Raw genomic sequence first — 19,688 nt, forward strand, 5'->3', positions numbered from 1 at the left:
CTCCTCCTTAAATCCTGTTTTTCTTCGGATCGATCCAGTCTCTCAGCTTATCGCCCATCAGATTGACCGATAACACGAGAAGCGTAATGGCAAGGCCCGGGAAAGTGGACATCCACCAGGCTACGGTCAGATATCCTCTTCCTTGCGACAGCAGCGTGCCCCAATCGGGAATTTCCTTGATCACGCCAAGTCCAAGAAAGCTGAGTCCGGAGCCCACGAGAATCGAGGTGCCTAATCCGATTGTTGCCATGACGAGCAGCGGCGACCACGCATTCGGAAGGACATGCCGGAAGAAGATGCGCAGGCTGCCCGCGCCGACCGATCTAGCCGCCGTAATGAACGGGCGTCCTTTTACGCTCATGATTTGGCCGCGAAATACCCTTGCATAACCGGGGACCGCAGACAAGGCGACAGCCAGCACAACGTTAAAAAGGCTCGGTCCCATCGCTGCCGCAATCGCTAATGCGAACAAGATACCCGGAATCGTCATCAATACCTCAATAAAACCCATGATAACCGTATCGAATATACCGCCGAGAAAGCCAGACAATGCGCCAAGCGCAGCTCCTAACAGCCCCCCGACAATGACGGAGGCAAGGCCGATAAGCAGGGAATCGCGGCTGCCGTAGACGACAACGCTGAATACATCACGGCCATAATAATCGGTGCCAAACCAATGCGAGAGGCTCGGAGGCAGCATGATGTCGGTCATGATCATTTCAGTAGGTGAATAAGGCGCAATCCGACTTGGAAACAAGGCGCATAAAACAATAAAAACGACGACAAAGCCGGCTGCATAGACGAGCAAGTTGGATACATTAAGTTTTCCCGTACTGGGTGCCGAACGCCGTGCTGCCCTCATTCGGGGCCAAGCCGCTTTGACAAGCGCGGACTCCTTCATGCCACACTCCCCTTTGCCTATTGCGAACGTCTTACTCTCGGATCGATCATCCGGTAGGAGAGGTCCACGATTAAATTGATAATTACATACATGACCGCCGAGAAAAAGACAACGCCTTGCACGACTGGCAAATCCTTGGACATCAGCGCATCCGATATGACTCTGCCAATGCCTTGGCGGGAGAATACCGTCTCGATGACAACCGTTCCCGCCAGCAGCTCGCCGCTCAGCACGCCAATCATGGTTAATGCCGGAATCAATGCGTTGCGAAGCGCGTGACGGTACATCACAAGTTTCTCCGATATGCCTTTTGCCCGCAACGTCACGATAAATGGCTCATTGATGACCTCCAGCATACTGTTGCGAACCAGCCTGACGACAAACCCGGCCCCGACAATACCGAGACCGACCGCCGGGAGGACGAGCGTCTTCCAGCCCTCGGAGCCCATCGCCGGAAACCAGTCGAGCGTAATCGAGAAAATAAGAATGAGCAGAATACCGGACCAGAAGGTCGGCATCGAGATGCCGAATAGGCCGACTACTCTTGCCGTAAGATCAATCCAACGATCTCGGTGGATGGCCGATAATACGCCAAGCCAGATCCCGACTACCGCGGCAATGAAGCAGCTTGCTGCCGTCAAAGCCAGCGTCGCAGGCAGATGCTCGATGATTTTTGGCAGTACGGGCTCGTCATTCACAATCGATTTGCCGAAATCCCCTTGCAGCACTTTTCCGACATAAGAAGCAAACTGCTCGTATAGCGGGCGGTCCACGCCTAGCTGCGCTCGCAAATTAGCCAGAACCTCGGGGGAAACCGTGCTTGGATCGACCATCGACATGACAGGATCTCCCGGCAGCAAATAAACAATGACAAATACGAGCACGAGCGAGCCGAGTATGACCAATAAGGAGGTAAACAACCGTATACTAATCGTTTTAAGCATGACTTACCTCCTGCATGTAATGTATAGCTAAAACAATGGTCTTCCTTTCAAGCAAGTGACGGTTTACTTTTGAATAAACGCATCATTAAACAACGGATAGGCGAGCGAGTCAAACTTGATGCCTTGCACCGATTTCGAAGCGGCGATTGTATACGGGAATACATAGATCGGAATAATGACCGCTTGCTCGATAATTGCTTTCTGAACGTTCGCGTACAGCTCCTGGCGTTTAGCGGTATCCTTCTCGATCAATCCTTGATCGATCCAGCCGTCCACCTCGGCGTTTTTGTAAGCAGCGAGGTTCTGGTTTCCGCCTACGCTGACTGCTCCTGAATGATAGAAGGAACGCAGCGCCTCGGGATCCGAGTTTACCTGGCTGTTTCCGTAGATGTCGTAGTTTGCATTTTCGAATACGACCGTGCGGACATCCTTTGTAATTTCGACTTCCACCTCGACGCCGATTTGCTTTAACTGCTGCTGGATGATGGCGGCAATGTCATTTCTTTTTTCCCGGTTTGGAGAACCGTCGACATAATGAAGGGTTAGTTTTTTGCCGTCTTTGGTACGCAGGCCGTCCGCTCCTTTCACATAACCAAGCTCATCCAACAATGCGTTTGCCTTATCGAGGTTAGGTTTCACACCGCCTTCCAGAGACTTGTCATAACCAAACGTACCCGGCGTGAGCGGCGACCATGCACGGTCGTACGTGCCTAAATATAACGTTTTGACGATCGCGTCGACATCGATGGCTGCTTGCAGCGCTTGCCTTGCTTTCAATTCATTCCACGGTGCTTTGTTTTGATTAATGAATAAGGTATATGGCAGGCCTTGCGTGTTGGACTTGAATAGCTGGAGCTTCTCATCCTTCTCCAGCGCGAGAATATTTTGCGGTGGGATCGTCTCCCCTGCGAGAACTTGACCGCTCTGTACGCTCCCGATCCGCGTTGCTTCCTCAGGCGCGATTTTAAAGACCACTTTATCGAGATAGGGTGCTTCTTTGTTCTCTACCAGAGGCGGCGCCCATTTATAATCTTGGTTGCGCTCCACGATGATTTGGGAATTTTCTTCCCAGCTCACGAATTTAAAAGGCCCTGTTCCTACGGGGTTTTTGCCGAGCTGATCTCCGTATTTCCGCGCCGCCGTTGGCGAAACGATACTAACTAGCGCTTGGCTTAAATTGCCAAGAAACGCATTGGACGGAGTCTCCAAATTCAACTTTATGGTGTACTCGTCGATGATTTCGGACGATTGATAAGGCCTGATCAAAGCTGCGGAGTTTGCGGCCTTCGTCTCCGGATTTAGAATGCGGTCGTAATTATACTTCACGGCCTCGGCGTTAAAGGTGGTACCGTCATGAAATTTAACGTCTTGCCTAAGCTTGAAGGTATAGCTCTTTCCGTCCTCCGATACTTCCCATTCCGTAGCCAGCCAAGGCTGGATGGTGCCGTCAGGCACCTGCGCTACCAGGCTGTCATGGATCGTTCGAATGGCGCGAACCGCCACGGCCAAGCCGCTGCGATGCGGATCAAGCGTATCCGGGGATGTGGCAAGCGCATAGGAGAGTTCTCCTCCCTTGACAGGCACAGCCGCTTCTGTTGTTTCTGCATTAGCGTTTGATGCCGCACGCTCGCTAGCGCTATTCGATTTATTTGTGCCTGCGCACCCGCTCAGCAGCAATGTGAATGCTGCAGTGAGCGCGATAATTGTTTTCCAGCCTGCTCGTTTTTTTACCATATTTATTTCTCCCCATTCTCTCTGATCAGGTTATACCGCCCCGTTCGCCTGTGCTGCCGCAGCTTCCGATGCCGCGTCCTGCTCAAGTGAATCCGGCTGCTTGCTTCGCTGCTCCGTGTAACGATTAATTGGAATGGGCAGGCCTAAATGGCCTCTCAGCGTATCCGACTCGTAATCCGTACGGAACAAGCCGCGCTGCTGAAGAACAGGAATAACATGCTCTACGAATTCATCCAGCCCCGTCGGAACGCCCGCGCCGATAATAAAGCCGTCAACGGCTCCCTGCTCGAACCATTCTTGAATCCGATCAGCCACCTTCTCCGGCGTTCCGATAAACGGCGTCCTTGGTGTTGCAGAGCGCACAGCGACTTGACGCAAAGTTAAGTTTTGCTCCTGCGCTTCGCGTTTAATTTTGTCCGTTGTGCTTTGGAAGCTGTTTTTGCCGAGTTCGCCTAGCTCAGGGAACGGTCCATCCAGCGGATATTGCGTAAAATCATGATGCTCAAAAAACCGGCCTAAGTTATCGAGCGCATTATCGATGCTGATTAAGTTAGCGACCTGCTCATATTTGCGCTCTGCTTCCTCATCCGTTTCTCCAACGATGACGCCGATTCCCGGGAAAATAAGAATTTCTTCCGGCGAGCGGCCGAGCTCCGCGGCTCTGCGTTTCACATCCTGATAGAAGGCTTTTGCTTCCTCTAACGTTTCGTGATTCGTGAACACGGCATCCGCTGAAGCAGCCGCCAGATTCCTTCCGCTTTCCGAGGAGCCTGCTTGGAAAACGACCGGCTGTCCCTGCTTTGATCTTGCGATATTAAGCGGCCCTTTGACGGAGAAAAATTCTCCTTCGTGGTTTAACGCGTGCAGCTTGCTTGGTTCAAAAAACTGGCCGGTTTCTTTATTGCGGACAAATGCGTCATCTTCCCATGAATCCCATAAACCTCTCGCTACCTTCAAATATTCCGCTGCAATGCGGTAGCGTTTGCTGTGATCCGGATGCTCGCCTAGGGGGAGACTGTAGTTGAGCGCGGTCCCCTCCAAAGGGGATGTCACGACATTCCAGCCTGCTCGCCCGCCGCTAATGTGATCAAGGGAAGAAAATTGCCTTGATACCGTAAACGGCTGGCTGTAGGAAGTCGACAATGTACCGACCAGCCCAATTTTTGAAGTGGCTGCGCCGAGCGCGGATAGTATCGTAATCGGTTCGAAACGATTCAAGAAATGGGGATTCGATTTTTCGGTAATAAAAAGTCCGTCTGCGATAAATAGAAAATCAAATTTTCCCTCTTCTGCCTTTAAGGCCTGCTGCTTATAAAATGCGAAGTTAACGCTCGCGTCCGCCACGGCATCAGGATGTCTCCAGCCTGCTAAATTTCCTCCGGCACCGTGTAATACTGCACCCAATCTTAATTTTCTTTGCTCTGCCATACACTCTTCACTCCTCATTTTATTAATGAAATCGTTATGAAAAAAACGCAGCAAGCCATCCAACGTCAATATTCAATAATTCAAATAGGTTTTGTCGGTTTTATGTTGAGATGAGTCTATCACCTGAATTGAATTACAGTCAATCGCATTCATAATAGATATGTTCTATTGCTTTATACATTAATTCAATGCGCTCGCTTACTTAGCAGTGAAAGGGGTGATGGGAGTAAAGGGGAACCGGCCAGCTTGTCCCCTTCGATAGTTAACGGAGTTCATGAATTAGTGCAGCACTCTGCGAAGAATCCATTCGATGGCCCGCCACGGGAGCAGCTTTTTCATGAGGAAGATCATTTTGGCATCGCTGCCGCAGATATAACGGAGCTTGGGATTGCGGGAGTGGCATATTTTCACGATTGTAATGGCAACATGCATGGGATTTGGCGCATTTCGCTCCGACTTTTGGTTAAATTGATTGAAGCGCTCGGTCATTTTGCTGTACGGGGAATTGGACTGGGTGCGATATACATGCTTGGCTGAAATACCGGTGTCATAGGTTCCCGGATGAACCAGCACGACAGGTATGGAAAATGGGAGCAGCTCCAAACGCAAAGCTTCGCTGAAGCCTTCTATTGCAAACTTCGAAGCTGAATAAGGCCCTGTATTCGAGAATCCGATAATGCCGGCACCGCTGCTAATGTTTATGATTTTTCCTGTTCCCCGCGCGCGCATATGCGGCAGGTTTAATAGGATTACGCTGCGATCAGCAGGTTACTAGTGAACTGTAAAACCTCAAAAAAAGACACTAAAAGTGTCTATATCTTTTAGGAAAAAAAGAGCCTCAAGCTTTTCCCTTCTCTTATTCGGTTGCCAGGAACTGCTTCAGCAGACGTTTGGGCGCAGCATGCATATAAGCCTCTTTGAGCAGGATACCCATCTCTTCCCAGTCGCTTGGCTCGCTAATAGACACCCAGCCGCGATGCCCTATGTATTTCGGCTTGAAGAATCGTTCCTGCTGCAGGAGAATCTCCTGGTTCTCTAAATCCGACTTGAAGGTAATGCCATAGTCGCTCATGATGATAAACGACTTGTCCTTTACTTTGAACGTTGTATGCCCGTGCCCATCAATCAGCTCTATTGCCTCGGGTAATGCCATAACGATGCTGCGCACCTGCTTAAGCATGCTAATCCCTTCAGGCGTTTTCATTCCGCTCCAATTCTCTGTCATATGAGCCCTCCTCCATTCATTATTCGTATTATTTCCTGCGTGATGACACCCGTATTCCATGTTTCATTTAGATTATCAAAAATGACGATTAAAGAAAATGCTTGTTTATTTGTCAAGGACACGTCACTTGCCAAGTTAATTCAAATCGTAGAATAAAAGAATGTTTTAAATATTAAATATTGGTTTAATAGTTTAGTAGGATATTTTTAACAATCGACAACAACCTACTAATTTTCCAAAAATAAATCCTGACAAGCCTATAATATTTTTATACAAGAGACTATATTTTACAAAAATAGATGTTGTAAACCTAAGAAATTTATATATAATAAATTTGTGCACAAATGGTTACAGCAGTTCGATATTAAAGGAGATAATGAAATGGACAATTTTCAGCAGCCTCAAGTAAATCCGGGCGTGCCGGGTTACGGCTACGATCAGAATCAACAGGTTTCACCCGTTATTACGGTAAAAGAGTGGATGCTCACGATGCTCATTCTGATCATTCCGATCGTAAACATCATAATGATGTTTGTATGGGCATTCGGCGAAGGCAACCCGACAAAGAAAAATTATTTTAAAGCTTCCTTAATTTGGGGCGCCATCGTTCTTGTTATCTACGCTATTATTGCCGTCATACTCATTGCAGCAGCTGCCTCATCCTCGATGTACTAGAAAAAACAGCTGATAAATACAATACAAAAGGCGCCCGTAAGCATATATACACGCTTACGGGCGCCCTTTTTCTAAGTCATTCTCCATTTAGGATGGTTTATTGCTCAGCTGAAGAAATGCCGGCTGCAAACAAAAAAAGGGCGATCCTTAGCTCAGCTTGCAGCTTCGGGGATCGCCCTTTCCTCTATTCCAAATAAATCCGCGCTTCTATTCTACTGCATTGAAACGGTATACTTTGCTTGAATAGTCGCCGAAAAACTGTGGAGTTGCAAGACCCGCATACAACAGCTGGTCGCCGCCGTATACCGTTTCTTCTCCGTGCAGCTTGTAGTCACGGTTCGGATCAAGTCCTTTTAGACGGAACCGGTTCAGCTTCGGATTCGGCTCCTGCAGAACCGATATGAATACAACGAACGCTTCGCTTTTATCTTTCGAAACGAACATCCAAGCGGTTTCATTCCCCTCGAACGGACTTAGCAGTCGGTAAAAATCGCCAAATTGCACAAGGTGGCGTACATCTTTGTATAACGCAACCTGCTCCTTAACCGCCTCTTTCTCTTCCTCGGTAAACTGTGTTAGATCCAGTTCATAACCAAAGTTGCCGGAGAGCGCCACATTGCCTCTCGTCTCCAAGGAAGTGATGCGGCCGACCTGATGGTTAGGCACGGCAGATACATGCGCGCCCATCGAGCTTACCGGATAAACGATGCTTGTTCCGTATTGGATTTTCAAACGGGACACCGCATCGGAGTTATCGCTTGTCCAGGTTTGCGGCATATAGTAGAGCATGCCTGCATCGAAGCGTCCGCCGCCGCCGGAGCAGCTCTCGAACAAAATCTGCGGGAAAGCAGATGTAATCTGCTCAAGCACCGAGTAGAGGCCCAGCATATAACGATGCGCCGTCTCGCGTTGGCGCTCTGCAGGCAGCAGCGCTGAGCCGATTTCCGTCATATTGCGGTTCATGTCCCATTTCACGTACGTAATCGGAGCGCTGGAGAGAATATCCGAGATCGACTTCACGATATATTCTTGAACATCCTTGCGGGACAAGTCGAGAACAAGCTGTTGTCTCGCTTGCGTCCGTCTGCGTCCCTCCACATGAAGGCACCAATCCGGATGCGCCTTATAGAGCTCGCTCTCCGGCGAGATCATCTCCGGCTCGAACCATAAGCCGAACTGCATATCCAGCCTTTTTACGCGGCTTACCAAATCCTCGAGACCGTTTGGCAGCTTGTTGCGGTCTACGAACCAATCTCCAAGCGAGGTGTTATCGTTATCCCGCTTGCCGAACCAGCCGTCATCCAGCACGAACAGCTCGATACCAAGCTCTTGCCCGGCGCGCGCGATATCTTCAATTTTGTCCGCGTTAAAGTTGAAATACGTTGCTTCCCAGTTGTTGACGAGAATCGGGCGGGTCTGATCGCGGAATGTTCCGCGAATTAAGCGTGCGCGGTAAATATCATGGAAGCTGCGCGACATGCCGCCGAGCCCGTGCTCCGAATGAACCATAACCGCTTCCGGCGTCTGGAACTGCTCGCCCGGCTCCAATCTCCAATTAAAATCAAAAGGATTGATGCCGATAAACAAACGCGCCGCATGGAATTGATCAACCTCTACGCCTGCCGTGAAATTACCGCTGTAAACCAGGTTAACGCCATAAACATCGCCATGATCCTCCGTCGCGCCTTCTGAGAGCAAGGCAACAAACGGGTTTTGCATATGGCTGCTTGAGCCTCTGCGGCTCTCCACCGATTGCAAGCCCGGCACAAGCTTGCGCTTATGAACATGGCGTTCGCGAATCCAAGCGCCGGATAACTGCAGCATTTCAAAGCGATCATGGGCAAAATCAAGACTCATGCTGAATGCGCGCTGCAGCTGCAGCGTGCCGGAGCCGTTATTGACGATTCTAGCCGAACGGGCAATGGCGTCGAATTGTTCGAATACCGTGTAGGACAAAATAACGGATAAGCCGATTAACTCATCCTTCAATGTAATTTCAAGGGTTTGCGCTTCTTCGTCGCTTTCCGCATACGTTGCCGGCAGTCCGTCCAGCGCTGGCTTTCCGTTTACGATTTTGTAGGAATCAAAACGCAGATCCGATATCGTCGTCCCGTTAGGGAGCTGAACTTGAAAGGCGGGCATCCGGAAATCGGAATTGCCATAAGCCGGGTATTCATGCGGCAGCGTGTCGAGCGACAATTCCAGCTGGTCAAGCTCGGTGCTTGGCGTGAAGGAAGCTCTAACGGCAAGCTCGAAGAGACGCTCCAGCTGCACGCCGCGAACCTTTTTGCCCCAATAGATATGTGCAGGATAGCCGGTTTTCGTGATATGGATTACATAGCTTGTATCCTTCGCTTGCAAATGGAATAACGAACGCTGCTGATCATATTGAATAGTCAAAATAAATAACCTCCCCAATGTTTTGCATAAATGAGTCTCTGCCTTAATTCGTTGCGCTTCCGCAGCTTTCCCTTACGATAAGCGTCGTGTTGATGGTCATATGAACGGCCGCCTCACGTCCTTCTATCCGTTCAAGCAGCAGCTGTACCGCCGCTCTGCCCATATGCTCCGTGTGCGCGCGAACGGTAGTAAGCGGCGGATTCAGGTAAGCAGAAATTTCGATGTCGTCAAAGCCGACGACTGCCATATCCTCAGGCACGCGAAGTCCGTGCTCATGCAGCGCACGCAAGGCGCCTACTGCCATTGGATCGCTGGCAATAAAACAGGCGGTCGGCCGCGAGCTTTGCCGGAGCAGCTGATTCATGGCTTCATATCCGCTGTTCGAAGACCAATAGGACTTCATCACGAAACTTTCATCATATAGACCCAGCTCACGCATGATTTTCTCGAAAAAAATGCGGCGCGGCTCAGCGCTTTCCGCCGCTTCATATTGACGGCTAAGACGATGTACATAATCGCTGCCGCCGATATAACCAATTTTCACATGCCCAAGCTCGATTAGATGCATGATAACCGCCTTTGTTGCCTGCTCAAAATGCAATTTTACGGTGTCATACTCATCCAATTCCCCGGAATGATTGACGAAGACCAAACGGTTCCCGTTGTTGTACAGCTGGGTAACATCCTGATCGTCGATCGAGCCTACGACAATAACGCCGTCCAATTCGTTCACCGGCTGCATCTCCGCTTTGCTGTTGCCGCGAAGCACCTTAATAATGCTGATGCCAAGCTCCTCGCAGCGGGTTTCGATCCCTTTCCGTATGGAAGAAAAATAAGGATCCTCATGCTCATCCTCGAGCGTTGACCACATCAGCAAACCAATTTGCTGACGGGAAAGCTGCTCGTCTTTTTTCATTCTTCGCAGCTTGGACGGCTTATATTGCAGCTGCTCGGCAATGCTAAATATACGTAAACGCGTTTCCTCGCTGACTGCAAGGGTGACATCATTGTTCAAAACCCTTGAAACCGTAGCGGCTGAAACACCTGCCTCCTGCGCAATATCTTTTATCGTCGCCATGCCACACTCCATGTTTAGTTAATAAATTTACTAAATAACAACTTTAGTTTAACAGACGCGGTTAAAGTCCACAAGCACCTATGCAACTTTTATCGGGAAATCACGTCTGGATTGGTAACAAGGCTACAACCAAAACGACTTACGGGGTGATTGGAAAATGAAAAAAACAATAGCTGCCATCACGCTTATGCTTCTCCTAACCTTAACGGCGTGCAGTTCGAACGCAAACAAGGCGGACAATCATAACGGAGAGTCTCCCGTAAATACGGAGACGCCTCAAAATCAAAATCCGGAGACGCCGAAGCCTTCTCCAACCGGTCAAGCTACAGATTCAAATAACAACACGGACGATGATGGCCCAAATGAAGCCGCCACGCCGGATGATGCTGCCGCAAACGTCATGCTAGCCTTAAAGGAATCGGATATGACTACCTTGAAAGCCTACATCCATCCCGATAAAGGCTTATTATTCTCACCCTACGCTCACATTGATACGGCTTCCGCCAAAGTTTTTCCAGCCGAGGGTTTTCCTGCTTTAACGGATACGACTGTATATCATTTTGGCTCCTATGACGGCTCCGGCGAACCGATTGATCTTACCTTTCAGCAGTATTATGACAAGTTTGTTTACGACAAAGACTTTCTAGAGGCAGAAACCGTTGGCAACGATGAAATTAAAGGCACGGGCAACATGAAGGTCAATATCAAAGAAGTTTTTCCGGACAGCTATGTGATGGATTACCATTTCAGCGGCTTCGATGCCCAGTACGAAGGAATGGATTGGGAAAGCCTGATTCTTGTGCTGGAGGAATTGGACGGGGCTTGGTATGTAAGCGCGATTGTCCACTCCCAGTGGACGACATAAATAACAAAAAAGACTGCCTCCTGCGTCAGGGGGCAGTCTTTTTTAGAAATCCTTTCTTCTCATCAGCAGCAAACCTGCCAATAGCATTACAACCGTATAGACGAGGCAATAAACGACTAAGGAATTGGAGGCAGCGTTATTTATCGTAAAAAAGCTTAGCTCGTTATTGAGATCATACATGCCGCTCAGCTCCGAAATTGAAAATAATTCGCTCAGCATGCGCTGCTGCAAAGCATCCGCCGGCATAGCAAGCTTAATGAGGCCGGTAATCGTCTCCAGCGTCTCCAGCTCTTTCATGCGAATCCTTCCCGTATCCATAAAACGTCCGATCGTGCTCCCAAGCCAGCCCATTCCAAACAGCATCGTCATCCATATCCCATTTCCAAGCGGGCTAATATAACAAGACCCAACCATGGTTAAGGAGACAAGCAGCGGAATAACGGCAAGAAATAAGGCTAAGGATTTCAGCTGCACAGCCAGACTGAATAAGATCCCCGTCTCGATCCAGCTAATGGAAATAATCGAGACGAATAACAGAACGGCATACAGCGCAACATAGCTGACAAAACCGAGCCATCTGCCCATAAACCATTTCCAGCGCTGAATCGGCCGAGCGAGGACCGACTGCAGCACGCCGGATTCCGCTTCTCCCGTTACAGCCGCAACCGAGCTGAAAATCGCCAGGAAAGCCACTGCGAATGCCCCGAAAAAAAAGCCAAGCGTCAATATCATCGCGCTGCGCGCAAAATTCTCGAGCAGTTCCATAGAAGCGGAAACATGCACTTCCCCGCCCGCTATCGCATCCGCAACGAACCAATAAGCAATCCAAAAAAGGACCGTCATAATGATCGTCATCAGCGTCACGCGCTTGCGAATGAGCTCTTTCCACGTTAAGCCCCAAACCGCGATCATCTGCGTTCCCCCCTATGTTCCAAGCCTGTAACGGCTTGTCTGAACCACTCATCCAGCTTTGATTGCATCTTCCCGACCTCATACAAGGTTAGACCCATCTCAATAAGCAGGTAATTCACCAAACCGATTTGCTCGTCGTTCTCCAGCTCCAGCTCCAGCCATGCGGTACCGTCTCCGGAATCCGATAAGGAGACAGCCGTGTTCACCCCAAGCATTTGATGAATGCGTTCGGCTGCATATGGCGTATAACCGCTGACGCGCAGCCGCCAATTGGATTGCGCGCGAATCATCTCCGAGACTTTGCCCTCTGCAAGCACCCTGCCGTTATTAAGCAGGGCGACTTTATCGCATAGCTGCTCTACATCCTCGAGCAAATGCGAATTAAGGAAGATCGTTTTGCCTTGGCCTCTCAGCCTGGCGAGCAGCTCCCGCACCTCATGCCGTCCTACCGGATCGAGCGCGGAGGCCGGCTCATCCAGAAATACGATATCCGGGTCGCCAAGCAGCGCGCATGCCAAGCCCAGCCGCTGCTGCATTCCCTTCGAATAACCTTTAAGCCGGTCGCGTCCGCGGCTTCCGATCCCAACCTCATCCAAAAGCAGGGAGATGCGCCGTTTCGCCGTGATTCGGTCCAGCTCGCACAGCTTCGCATGGAAAGCAAGCACCTCCTCGCCCGTCAGCCAATCCGGATACCGAAAAAGCTCAGGCAAATAGCCTAATCTCCGCCTTGCTTCAATCGTTCCCGAAGCATGACCGTAGATTTGCGCTTTGCCTGAGGTGGGCCTAATCAATCCGGTGAGCATTTTCACAATGGTGCTTTTTCCAGCCCCGTTAGGGCCGAGGAAGCCAAAGGCTTCCCCTTCTCTAACGGTTAACGTAACGCCATGGCAGCCGCGTCCTTCTCCGTAATCCTTGGTTAACAGGCTCGTTTCAATAGCTAGGGCGCTCATGGTTGGATCAACTCCGCAAGAATCCCTTGTATCTGCTGCTTGTCACCGTAGCCATTGAAGTACGCATTTGCGACAATGCCGTCCTGAAGCCAAATAGCGTTGATGGAGTTTTGGCCGGCCCTCTGCTCCAAATAGACGTCGACCCCTTCAATTAAGACCTTCTCCGGCGTTTCATTTGTAATGATCGGCAGCGGAATTTCGCCTTTGTCCAGGCTGATGGCCTGCTGAAGCGATTTCCGCAAATGCTCGGGAAGCGCAGGGAAGCGGATAACCGCCTCATAGGCATCCTTTATATCAACCGATGAATCAACGTTTATGCTTGGTTCCTTGACATAGGTAACCTGCACGGATTGCTCGGAGCCGCTTCCTTCATTCGGCCGATATCCCACACTTACGCCTTCCCCGGTATGAAAGGTTATCGCTTTGCCGTCAACCGATTCAGGCAGCAGCTTATCTGCCCCAAGCCTTCGCATGGCGCTATTTATTTCGTCGACGTTTAAGCGCAAAGTAAGCGTTTGAGACATGCTCGAAGAAATGTCCGTCGTCTGCTTCTCCGCAACGGTTACAGCCGGTATCGAAAAGCCCAGTCTTTCAGCTGCTTGCTCGGGTGACAGTTCCGCCCAGCCTCCAACCGACGAGCGCTCGAAGCTGCCGAACCGGTTATTCGTCTCGAGCGACTCTCCCTCGTCCAAAAAGCCGTTCAAAAGCGATTCCAAATCGTTCTCGTTTACTACCATCACATGATCCATGCGGAAGGTGTTCAGCCATGCGGCCAGAGCTGCATTCGTCGAAGGCGTGGCAATCACAACCGTGATCAAGGCAGCAGCGCATGCGGCAGCCGTTTTGCCAAGATTTCTCCGAAGCCAGCGACGGGCTGCGCCGCCCTTGCCCGGGATGCTCCCCGCCTCATTTACAGATGCGCGGGCTCTTCCCAGCGGCACGGCATTTACCTGCTCCCGCGAAATGACCGGGCTTACGGCGACGGCGGTGATCGGCGCTTGCACTCCTTCCGTCGGAGCCAATCCGTCCTTCTCCTTCGGATCCGCAGCCCCGCTGCTCTGAGCATGCGTTTCCCATTGCTGCCAAAGCGGCGATTGCTCTGATTGCTGCAGCTGCTTCTCAAGGCGGGCCCATGCAGCCGACATTTGCTCTTGTTCTCTTTTATTCAAACCGTCATTGGTTGTCATCCATAACTCCTCCTCAAAGGTTTGTTGCTTTAGACCTTCTTCTCGTGCAAAAACACGCTTTCTGCCTTCTGCGCATGACGTTTCAGACGATCCCCGGCTCTTCGCAGCATCATCCCGACCTGTGGCTGCCGGATCTTAAGCTGTTCCGCGATCTCTGCGTAGCTGTATCCTTCATATCTTAGCAGCAGCATCTGCTTATCCCGCTTCGGCAAGGCATCCAGCCAGCCTTGAACGAGCTCCTGCTCGTCCTTATCGAGCAGCAGCTGCTCGCCTGACTCCGCCGCCTGCGGCTGTGAAAGCATGCTTTGCTCCTGCTTCTCGGTTAATGCGCGCTCCCGTGCTTTCTTATCCATATAATCATAGGCCAGCCTCGTTAATACGCGGTGAAGCCAGCCCCCGATTGCTTCAGGCTGATCCGGCGGATTTCGGTAAAGCCTTAGAAATGCTTCCTGGGCAAGATCCTCGGCAGCAGCCTCATCGCGAATAAGCGCGACGAGCTTTCGTCTTACCGAAGGATAATGCTCATTAAATTGCTGACGAAACAAATCCGGCGCCGAATGTTCCATTCTGATTACCTCCTTGCTTTTTTTTGCTCAAGCTATAAGGAAGACGAAGCTTTCCGTCTTTTTGTAACACATCACGGCTAAATAATATTTTACCAACCGCCGGAACGTTGGACACGATAAAAAAAACCGCCCCCACATCGAAGAGGAGACGGATCGTTCATTAGATTTCTTTATTATGTTCCAAAAATAGCTGCACGAACTTGCTTGCCGTAACGGGCGGACTATAGATGTAGCCTTGAACGGCATCGCAATTATGGCTGCAAATGACATTAAGCTCCTCTTGGGTCTCTACGCCTTCGCTCACCACGTTCAAATTCAAATTATGCGCGATGACGATAACGGACTTGTAAATCATTTGTTTCTTATAATCGGTTACGATCCCGCTGATAAACGATTTATCGATCTTCAGCGTATGCAGCGGAATGTTCTGCAAATAGCTGAGCGAGGAATAGCCGGTGCCAAAATCATCAAGCGACAGCAAGACGCCGAGCTGCTTGAGCTCGTCTAATATTTTGAGCGTGTGCGCCGGATTATCCATAAAAACCGTCTCGGTGATTTCAAGCTCGATCTGCTCCGGCCTTATGCCTGCGCCTGAAATGATCCGCTCGATCGTATGGACGATTTGCTTTTGCTGGAATTGGATCATCGACATGTTCACGCTCACTGAGAGGTTCCGTAAGCCCATTCGCTCCCATTCGCTAATTTGCTTGCAGGCCGTATGCAGCACCCACTCGCCAAGCGGGATAATAAAACCCGTTTTCTCTGCTATGGGGATAAAATCAAGCGGCGACACCATGCCCAGCTCCGGGTGGTTCCACCGTATCAAAGCCTCCGCGCCGTAAATTCTTCCGGTTGCGATTTCAACCTTCGGCTGATAATAGAGCATAAACTCGCCAAGCTCCAGCGCTTTGAACATGCTGCTCTCCAAAATCAGTTCCTTCTTCGTGACGTCATTCATCGATGGAGCATACAGCTTGTATGTATTGCGTTCCTTCTTTGCTACGTACATGGCAATATCGGCTTCCTTCACGAGCTGGTCTGCAGCCGCAGGCGTCCAATCTTGGCAGATGCTGACCCCTATGCTTGCCGTGATATAAAACATGCGGTCCCTCAGCTCAATAGGTTCAGAAACAACCGACAGAACCGTTTCCGCGGCATGCGCAGCCTGATGAAGGTGCTCCGCATTCTCCAGCAGCGCGATATACTCGTCGCCTCCGAAACGGAACACACGCCCGCCGCTGCCGACTGCGCGAACGATCCGTTCTGCCACCTGCTGCAGCAATTGATCGCCCATCGCATGGTCAAGCGTATCGTTTATCATTTTGAAACGGTCGAGGTCAATGAAAAGCAAAGCGAACGGCCCTTGAGGCATATGGCTCTCGGCTGCTGTCCCCTCCATATATCGGTGATAGGCATAGCGATTAGGCAGGCCGGTCATTAAGTCATGCGTCGATTGGTATTCAATCAGATGTTCGGCTTCCTTGCGCTGGGCAATCATATGATTAAATTGAACAGCCATAAACTCGAATTCATCATTCGTACGGATGTCCAGCTGCTGCTCTTCCCCTCCGGCAGCAACCGCGGAGGTTGCCAGCACCACCTTCTGGATATTAACCAAAATAATTTTGCGAACGAGCAGCGCCATCACCATGGTCATAAACAGCAAGGCTATGCTTGTGATGAGGACGGACTCCCGCAAGCTTTTATAATAATCCGTCAGCATGTTTTTCTTGGGGATGACGGTCTCGATATGCCAAAGCACATTATGTATAAGAATGGGATAGAACATACGCAATACGGTGCCATTGCCGCTCGGATCTGGCGTGTAGGCTTTGCGCGGCTTAGTTCCCTTCATGGCTTCCAAGTCATCGGCGTTCGACCATAGCTGATATCGCGTATTCACCAGTTCGGGATTTTTGCCGTTAGCCAAATAATGATTTTCCGTCGTAATAATATTGGCGTACCCGCCCAACGGACGGAAAGCTTCTATTTTTTTCTGCACCGATTCCAGCGAAAGATCCGCTCCGACAATGCCTAAAAATTCACCTTGGGCATCCAAAATAGGCAGAACAAGCGATGTCATTAATACAGGCTTGCCGTTAATCACATAGGAATAGGGCTCCAAAAGCGTAAAGGATTTGGTTAGCTTCGGAAGCTGGTAGAAACTCCCCAGCACCTTATCCTCGTAGTTATTGACGGCCAGCACTTCAAACGCCTCGCCCTTGCGAACCACATAGGGGATGAAGCGGCCGCTCGCATCATCATAGCTGTTTTTGTTTCTGTAAAACGCATCTTTGCCGTCAAAGGCGTTTGGTTCCCATAATGTATACACGCCTAATATATCCGGACTATCTTCTAATACACACTTCAGCAATTCAACGGTATATTCCCGGTTCTGCTGATCATGGCCGTCCATTAGATACATCTGTGCTTCCAGCGTTTGGAGCATCGTCACGGCTTGTTCCATTGTTCTGGAGAAGGGATAAATGTAAGCGTTTAATTCTGTTTGCGCTTCAAGCTCGCTTTCGCGCAGGTTGGAGTGATAAAGCTTAATGAGGTGGGCAAAAACTAATAGACCAAACGAGAGAAGAACAAGCAGGCCAAGTGAAAATATTAATTTTTGTGCGATGCTTAGCCTAAACTTTCCCATGTCATCTATCAGCCCCTTGTTGTCGGAGAAAGCAAAAATCAGCGTAAACTGTCAATTAATGATGTGGTTCTAGTATACTTGACAGTTCATCCCTAGCACAATGAAAAAATAGGATATTAATACTATATATTTCGACAAAAAACTACTTAATTCATCATTTTTTAATATTACAAGAGTCGCTTGGACCCATTTGTTTTTCGATGTCCTAGTAAGTTATTCCAATCGTTTATTCGCGCAAAAAAAATCCGCCCAGTCCATGACTCAGGCGGATTCGGATGGCCAAGCCTAAACTTCGCTTTGCTTGGCCTTTTGCTTCGTATTATCGTCTTCATTGGCACGGTCATGGTCCTCCAAGCGATGAGGCCGTTTGCCTTTTCCCCCGTGCAGCTGGAAAAGCTCCTCGCGCAGCTGCTCCGACGTTTTGCCTTCGGTAGAAATGCCATGCTCTTTGGCAATATTGCGCAAATGCTCAAGACGCTTCGCTTGATGCTCCGCTTTAAAAGCTTCCCACTTTTCCTTATTAGCCACCTTTGCAGCCTCAACTTCCTTCTTCAGCTGCTCCGCAGTTTTTCCTTCGGCTTGAATGCCGAAGTACGTCGCGATCTCCTTCAGCTTCTCCAGCCGATAAGCCTCAAAGTCCTTGCGGGTCATTTTGCCCTTATGATGCTTATGCTCATTGCCCGGATCGGACTCATTAGGATGCTGCGCCTGTGCCGTTAAAGAGACATCCGGCAAAACCGCTGCTGATTTCGCTGCCCAAACGGGAGCAACCGCAAACAATACGGCCAGCGATACAACAGGGATAAACCATTTTCTAATCATTTACTGCCACACCTTTCCATTGCAAACGTGATGCGAGGCTAAACAAGCCTCATCTGGATTATTTTGCCCAAGCATTCACGCGAATAGACATGTCAACGGCATTTTTCGACATTTTCCTACATTGGTCGAAGCTAGTCTTACTGCGCCCTATTTTCCGTATTCTCCAGCTGCTCCAGCTCTCTCAGCAGCCATTCCTTTGAAAAATGCTCACCGATAAATACCGCCACGTCATTGACATGGCCCTGGGGATCGATTCGCATAAAATCCGACTCTTTATAAGCGTATTGGAACAGAAAGCGGCTTGGCGCATCCGTAAACGTAACGATTCCCTTCGCCCGGTAAATGTTAGACGGAAGCCTCTGCAGCAGCGCTTCGAATGCTTCGCTGTTTACAGGACTCCGCCAATAATGCGTCATGACCATCACATGGTCATGCGAATGATGATGACCCGCTTCCTTATGCCCATGGGTATGGTTCTCACTCGTGCAGCCAGGCACGGCGCAAGGCCCGCTTTCTCCGGCATGTCCCGCTGCAGCGCCCTCCTGTTCATGCCCGCCTGCAGCAGCCGGATTTTGCCGAAAGGGAGCGCTTGGCGCATGTTCATCATCCAGCCAGCTCCATTCGTCTATCGCGCAGCGTACGGTCGCGATGATTTGGGCATGGGCATTAAGCTCCCTAAGCTGCTGCTGCGCCTCCACGAGTTCATCGGGCTCCAGCTTGTCCGCTTTGTTCAGCAGCAAAACCGTAGCGCATCGGATCTGCTCCAGCATCAGCTTGAACGTACGGCCTTTGCCGTCGCGGCTGCGGGCAAGAAGCTCCGGCCCGTCAACAACCGTAATCACGCTGCGCAGGTCTATTGGTTTGTACATGGCCGCCTCGGTAACCCCATCTAGCGTTTCCATCGGATTTGCCGCGCCCGTTGATTCAATGAAGATGACATCAGGCTGATGCTCGTTGATGAGCATGCTGATTTCCATGCCCAGATCGCCACGCATCGTACAGCAAATGCAGCCGCTCAGCATTTCGGCCATCGGCACCTCGTCGCCTACAAGCTGACCGTCCAAATTAATATCGCCAAGCTCATTCATAATGACCGCCGGCTTCTTGCCCTGCGCCGTATAATAATCCAGCAACCTTCTGAGCAGCGTTGTTTTCCCGCTCCCCAGAAAGCCTGACAGCAAATGAACCGGTATATGTTGTTCTTGATTATTCATCTCTTGTTCTCCCGTATGTCCGTATTTTAAGCGATTGGTGATCGCCTCTATTATATCGTAACAGTTACGCTCTTTCATCTTTTATATGAAGCTAGTTTTCCGCGAATCTTCTATATAAAAGCATTCCCTTACTTCGC

17 protein-coding genes are annotated in these 19,688 nt (G+C 50.1%); 2 read left to right on the plus strand and 15 right to left on the minus strand.

The window, feature by feature from the left end:
• Window positions 1-7 precede the first annotated feature (7 nt).
• From MRBLPE1_RS30995 to MRBLPE1_RS31020, 6 genes are all read right to left on the minus strand, one after another.
• Entirely contained in the window at window positions 8-901 is an 894-nt protein-coding gene (locus MRBLPE1_RS30995) for an ABC transporter permease (protein WP_414698946.1), read from the minus strand.
• 17 nt (window positions 902-918) lie between these two features.
• Window positions 919-1,845 carry an ABC transporter permease gene (locus tag MRBLPE1_RS31000; RefSeq protein WP_364153782.1) on the minus strand — a complete coding sequence of 309 codons (927 nt, stop codon included), beginning with the start codon at window positions 1,843-1,845 and terminating at the stop codon, window positions 919-921.
• A 63-nt stretch (window positions 1,846-1,908) separates the two neighbouring features.
• Entirely contained in the window at window positions 1,909-3,579 is a 1,671-nt protein-coding gene (locus MRBLPE1_RS31005; protein ID WP_364153785.1) for an ABC transporter substrate-binding protein, read from the minus strand.
• 30 nt (window positions 3,580-3,609) lie between these two features.
• Window positions 3,610-5,007, minus strand: coding sequence for an LLM class flavin-dependent oxidoreductase (locus MRBLPE1_RS31010; RefSeq protein ID WP_364153788.1), 1,398 nt, complete (start codon window positions 5,005-5,007; stop codon window positions 3,610-3,612).
• A gap of 279 nt (window positions 5,008-5,286) precedes the next feature.
• Window positions 5,287-5,736, minus strand: a complete 450-nt coding sequence (locus MRBLPE1_RS31015) for an SDR family NAD(P)-dependent oxidoreductase (RefSeq protein ID WP_364153791.1) — start codon at window positions 5,734-5,736, stop codon at window positions 5,287-5,289.
• A gap of 127 nt (window positions 5,737-5,863) precedes the next feature.
• On the minus strand, window positions 5,864-6,232 hold the full coding sequence (locus MRBLPE1_RS31020) for an MmcQ/YjbR family DNA-binding protein (RefSeq protein WP_364153793.1): 369 nt from the start codon (window positions 6,230-6,232) through the stop codon (window positions 5,864-5,866).
• A 381-nt stretch (window positions 6,233-6,613) separates the two neighbouring features.
• Here MRBLPE1_RS31020 and MRBLPE1_RS31025 point away from each other — a divergent pair, with 381 nt between their 5' ends.
• Window positions 6,614-6,907, plus strand: a complete 294-nt coding sequence (locus MRBLPE1_RS31025) for a hypothetical protein (RefSeq protein ID WP_364153796.1) — start codon at window positions 6,614-6,616, stop codon at window positions 6,905-6,907.
• 207 nt (window positions 6,908-7,114) lie between these two features.
• Here the strand turns inward: MRBLPE1_RS31025 and MRBLPE1_RS31030 are convergent, their stop codons facing one another.
• Entirely contained in the window at window positions 7,115-9,307 is a 2,193-nt protein-coding gene (locus MRBLPE1_RS31030) for an alpha-galactosidase (RefSeq protein WP_364153799.1), read from the minus strand.
• Between the two features lie 43 nt (window positions 9,308-9,350).
• Complete coding sequence (locus MRBLPE1_RS31035; RefSeq protein WP_364153802.1) at window positions 9,351-10,385, minus strand: LacI family DNA-binding transcriptional regulator; 1,035 nt, start codon at window positions 10,383-10,385, stop codon at window positions 9,351-9,353.
• Window positions 10,386-10,542: 157 nt separating this feature from the next.
• Between MRBLPE1_RS31035 and MRBLPE1_RS31040 the strand changes: the two genes are divergently transcribed.
• Window positions 10,543-11,250, plus strand: coding sequence for a hypothetical protein (locus MRBLPE1_RS31040; protein ID WP_364153804.1), 708 nt, complete (start codon window positions 10,543-10,545; stop codon window positions 11,248-11,250).
• Window positions 11,251-11,292: 42 nt separating this feature from the next.
• Here the strand turns inward: MRBLPE1_RS31040 and MRBLPE1_RS31045 are convergent, their stop codons facing one another.
• The 7 genes from MRBLPE1_RS31045 to MRBLPE1_RS31075 form a co-directional block, all read right to left on the minus strand.
• On the minus strand, window positions 11,293-12,162 hold the full coding sequence (locus tag MRBLPE1_RS31045) for an ABC transporter permease subunit (protein ID WP_364153807.1): 870 nt from the start codon (window positions 12,160-12,162) through the stop codon (window positions 11,293-11,295).
• Entirely contained in the window at window positions 12,159-13,112 is a 954-nt protein-coding gene (locus tag MRBLPE1_RS31050) for an ABC transporter ATP-binding protein (protein ID WP_364153810.1), read from the minus strand. The genes MRBLPE1_RS31045 and MRBLPE1_RS31050 overlap by 4 nt, the downstream gene beginning before the upstream one ends.
• Window positions 13,109-14,299, minus strand: a complete 1,191-nt coding sequence (locus MRBLPE1_RS31055) for a hypothetical protein (protein WP_364153812.1) — start codon at window positions 14,297-14,299, stop codon at window positions 13,109-13,111. The genes MRBLPE1_RS31050 and MRBLPE1_RS31055 overlap by 4 nt, the downstream gene beginning before the upstream one ends.
• Window positions 14,300-14,328: 29 nt before the next feature.
• On the minus strand, window positions 14,329-14,865 hold the full coding sequence (locus MRBLPE1_RS31060) for a sigma-70 family RNA polymerase sigma factor (RefSeq protein ID WP_364153815.1): 537 nt from the start codon (window positions 14,863-14,865) through the stop codon (window positions 14,329-14,331).
• 160 nt (window positions 14,866-15,025) lie between these two features.
• Complete coding sequence (locus MRBLPE1_RS31065) at window positions 15,026-17,515, minus strand: bifunctional diguanylate cyclase/phosphodiesterase (RefSeq protein ID WP_364153818.1); 2,490 nt, start codon at window positions 17,513-17,515, stop codon at window positions 15,026-15,028.
• Between the two features lie 285 nt (window positions 17,516-17,800).
• Entirely contained in the window at window positions 17,801-18,337 is a 537-nt protein-coding gene (locus MRBLPE1_RS31070) for a hypothetical protein (RefSeq protein WP_364153821.1), read from the minus strand.
• Between the two features lie 137 nt (window positions 18,338-18,474).
• Complete coding sequence (locus MRBLPE1_RS31075; RefSeq protein WP_364153824.1) at window positions 18,475-19,551, minus strand: CobW family GTP-binding protein; 1,077 nt, start codon at window positions 19,549-19,551, stop codon at window positions 18,475-18,477.
• Window positions 19,552-19,688: the final 137 nt, after the last annotated feature.

The organism is Paenibacillus sp. LPE1-1-1.1, assembly GCF_040676435.1.
Lineage (GTDB): Bacteria > Bacillota > Bacilli > Paenibacillales > Paenibacillaceae > Pristimantibacillus.

Excerpts from the sequence above, each read along its gene's own strand:
- MRBLPE1_RS30995 (WP_414698946.1), bottom strand. The coding sequence starts at position 901 with ATGAAGGAGTCCGCGCTTGTCAAAGCGGCTTGGCCCCGAATGAGGGCA.
- MRBLPE1_RS31000 (WP_364153782.1), bottom strand. The coding sequence starts at position 1,845 with ATGCTTAAAACGATTAGTATACGGTTGTTTACCTCCTTATTGGTCATA.
- MRBLPE1_RS31005 (WP_364153785.1), bottom strand. The coding sequence starts at position 3,579 with ATGGTAAAAAAACGAGCAGGCTGGAAAACAATTATCGCGCTCACTGCA.
- MRBLPE1_RS31010 (WP_364153788.1), bottom strand. The coding sequence starts at position 5,007 with ATGGCAGAGCAAAGAAAATTAAGATTGGGTGCAGTATTACACGGTGCC.
- MRBLPE1_RS31015 (WP_364153791.1), bottom strand. The coding sequence starts at position 5,736 with ATGCGCGCGCGGGGAACAGGAAAAATCATAAACATTAGCAGCGGTGCC.
- MRBLPE1_RS31020 (WP_364153793.1), bottom strand. The coding sequence starts at position 6,232 with ATGACAGAGAATTGGAGCGGAATGAAAACGCCTGAAGGGATTAGCATG.
- MRBLPE1_RS31025 (WP_364153796.1), top strand. The coding sequence starts at position 6,614 with ATGGACAATTTTCAGCAGCCTCAAGTAAATCCGGGCGTGCCGGGTTAC.
- MRBLPE1_RS31035 (WP_364153802.1), bottom strand. The coding sequence starts at position 10,385 with ATGGCGACGATAAAAGATATTGCGCAGGAGGCAGGTGTTTCAGCCGCT.
- MRBLPE1_RS31040 (WP_364153804.1), top strand. The coding sequence starts at position 10,543 with ATGAAAAAAACAATAGCTGCCATCACGCTTATGCTTCTCCTAACCTTA.
- MRBLPE1_RS31045 (WP_364153807.1), bottom strand. The coding sequence starts at position 12,162 with ATGATCGCGGTTTGGGGCTTAACGTGGAAAGAGCTCATTCGCAAGCGC.
- MRBLPE1_RS31050 (WP_364153810.1), bottom strand. The coding sequence starts at position 13,112 with ATGAGCGCCCTAGCTATTGAAACGAGCCTGTTAACCAAGGATTACGGA.
- MRBLPE1_RS31055 (WP_364153812.1), bottom strand. The coding sequence starts at position 14,299 with ATGACAACCAATGACGGTTTGAATAAAAGAGAACAAGAGCAAATGTCG.
- MRBLPE1_RS31060 (WP_364153815.1), bottom strand. The coding sequence starts at position 14,865 with ATGGAACATTCGGCGCCGGATTTGTTTCGTCAGCAATTTAATGAGCAT.
- MRBLPE1_RS31065 (WP_364153818.1), bottom strand. The coding sequence starts at position 17,515 with ATGGGAAAGTTTAGGCTAAGCATCGCACAAAAATTAATATTTTCACTT.
- MRBLPE1_RS31070 (WP_364153821.1), bottom strand. The coding sequence starts at position 18,337 with ATGATTAGAAAATGGTTTATCCCTGTTGTATCGCTGGCCGTATTGTTT.
- MRBLPE1_RS31075 (WP_364153824.1), bottom strand. The coding sequence starts at position 19,551 with ATGAATAATCAAGAACAACATATACCGGTTCATTTGCTGTCAGGCTTT.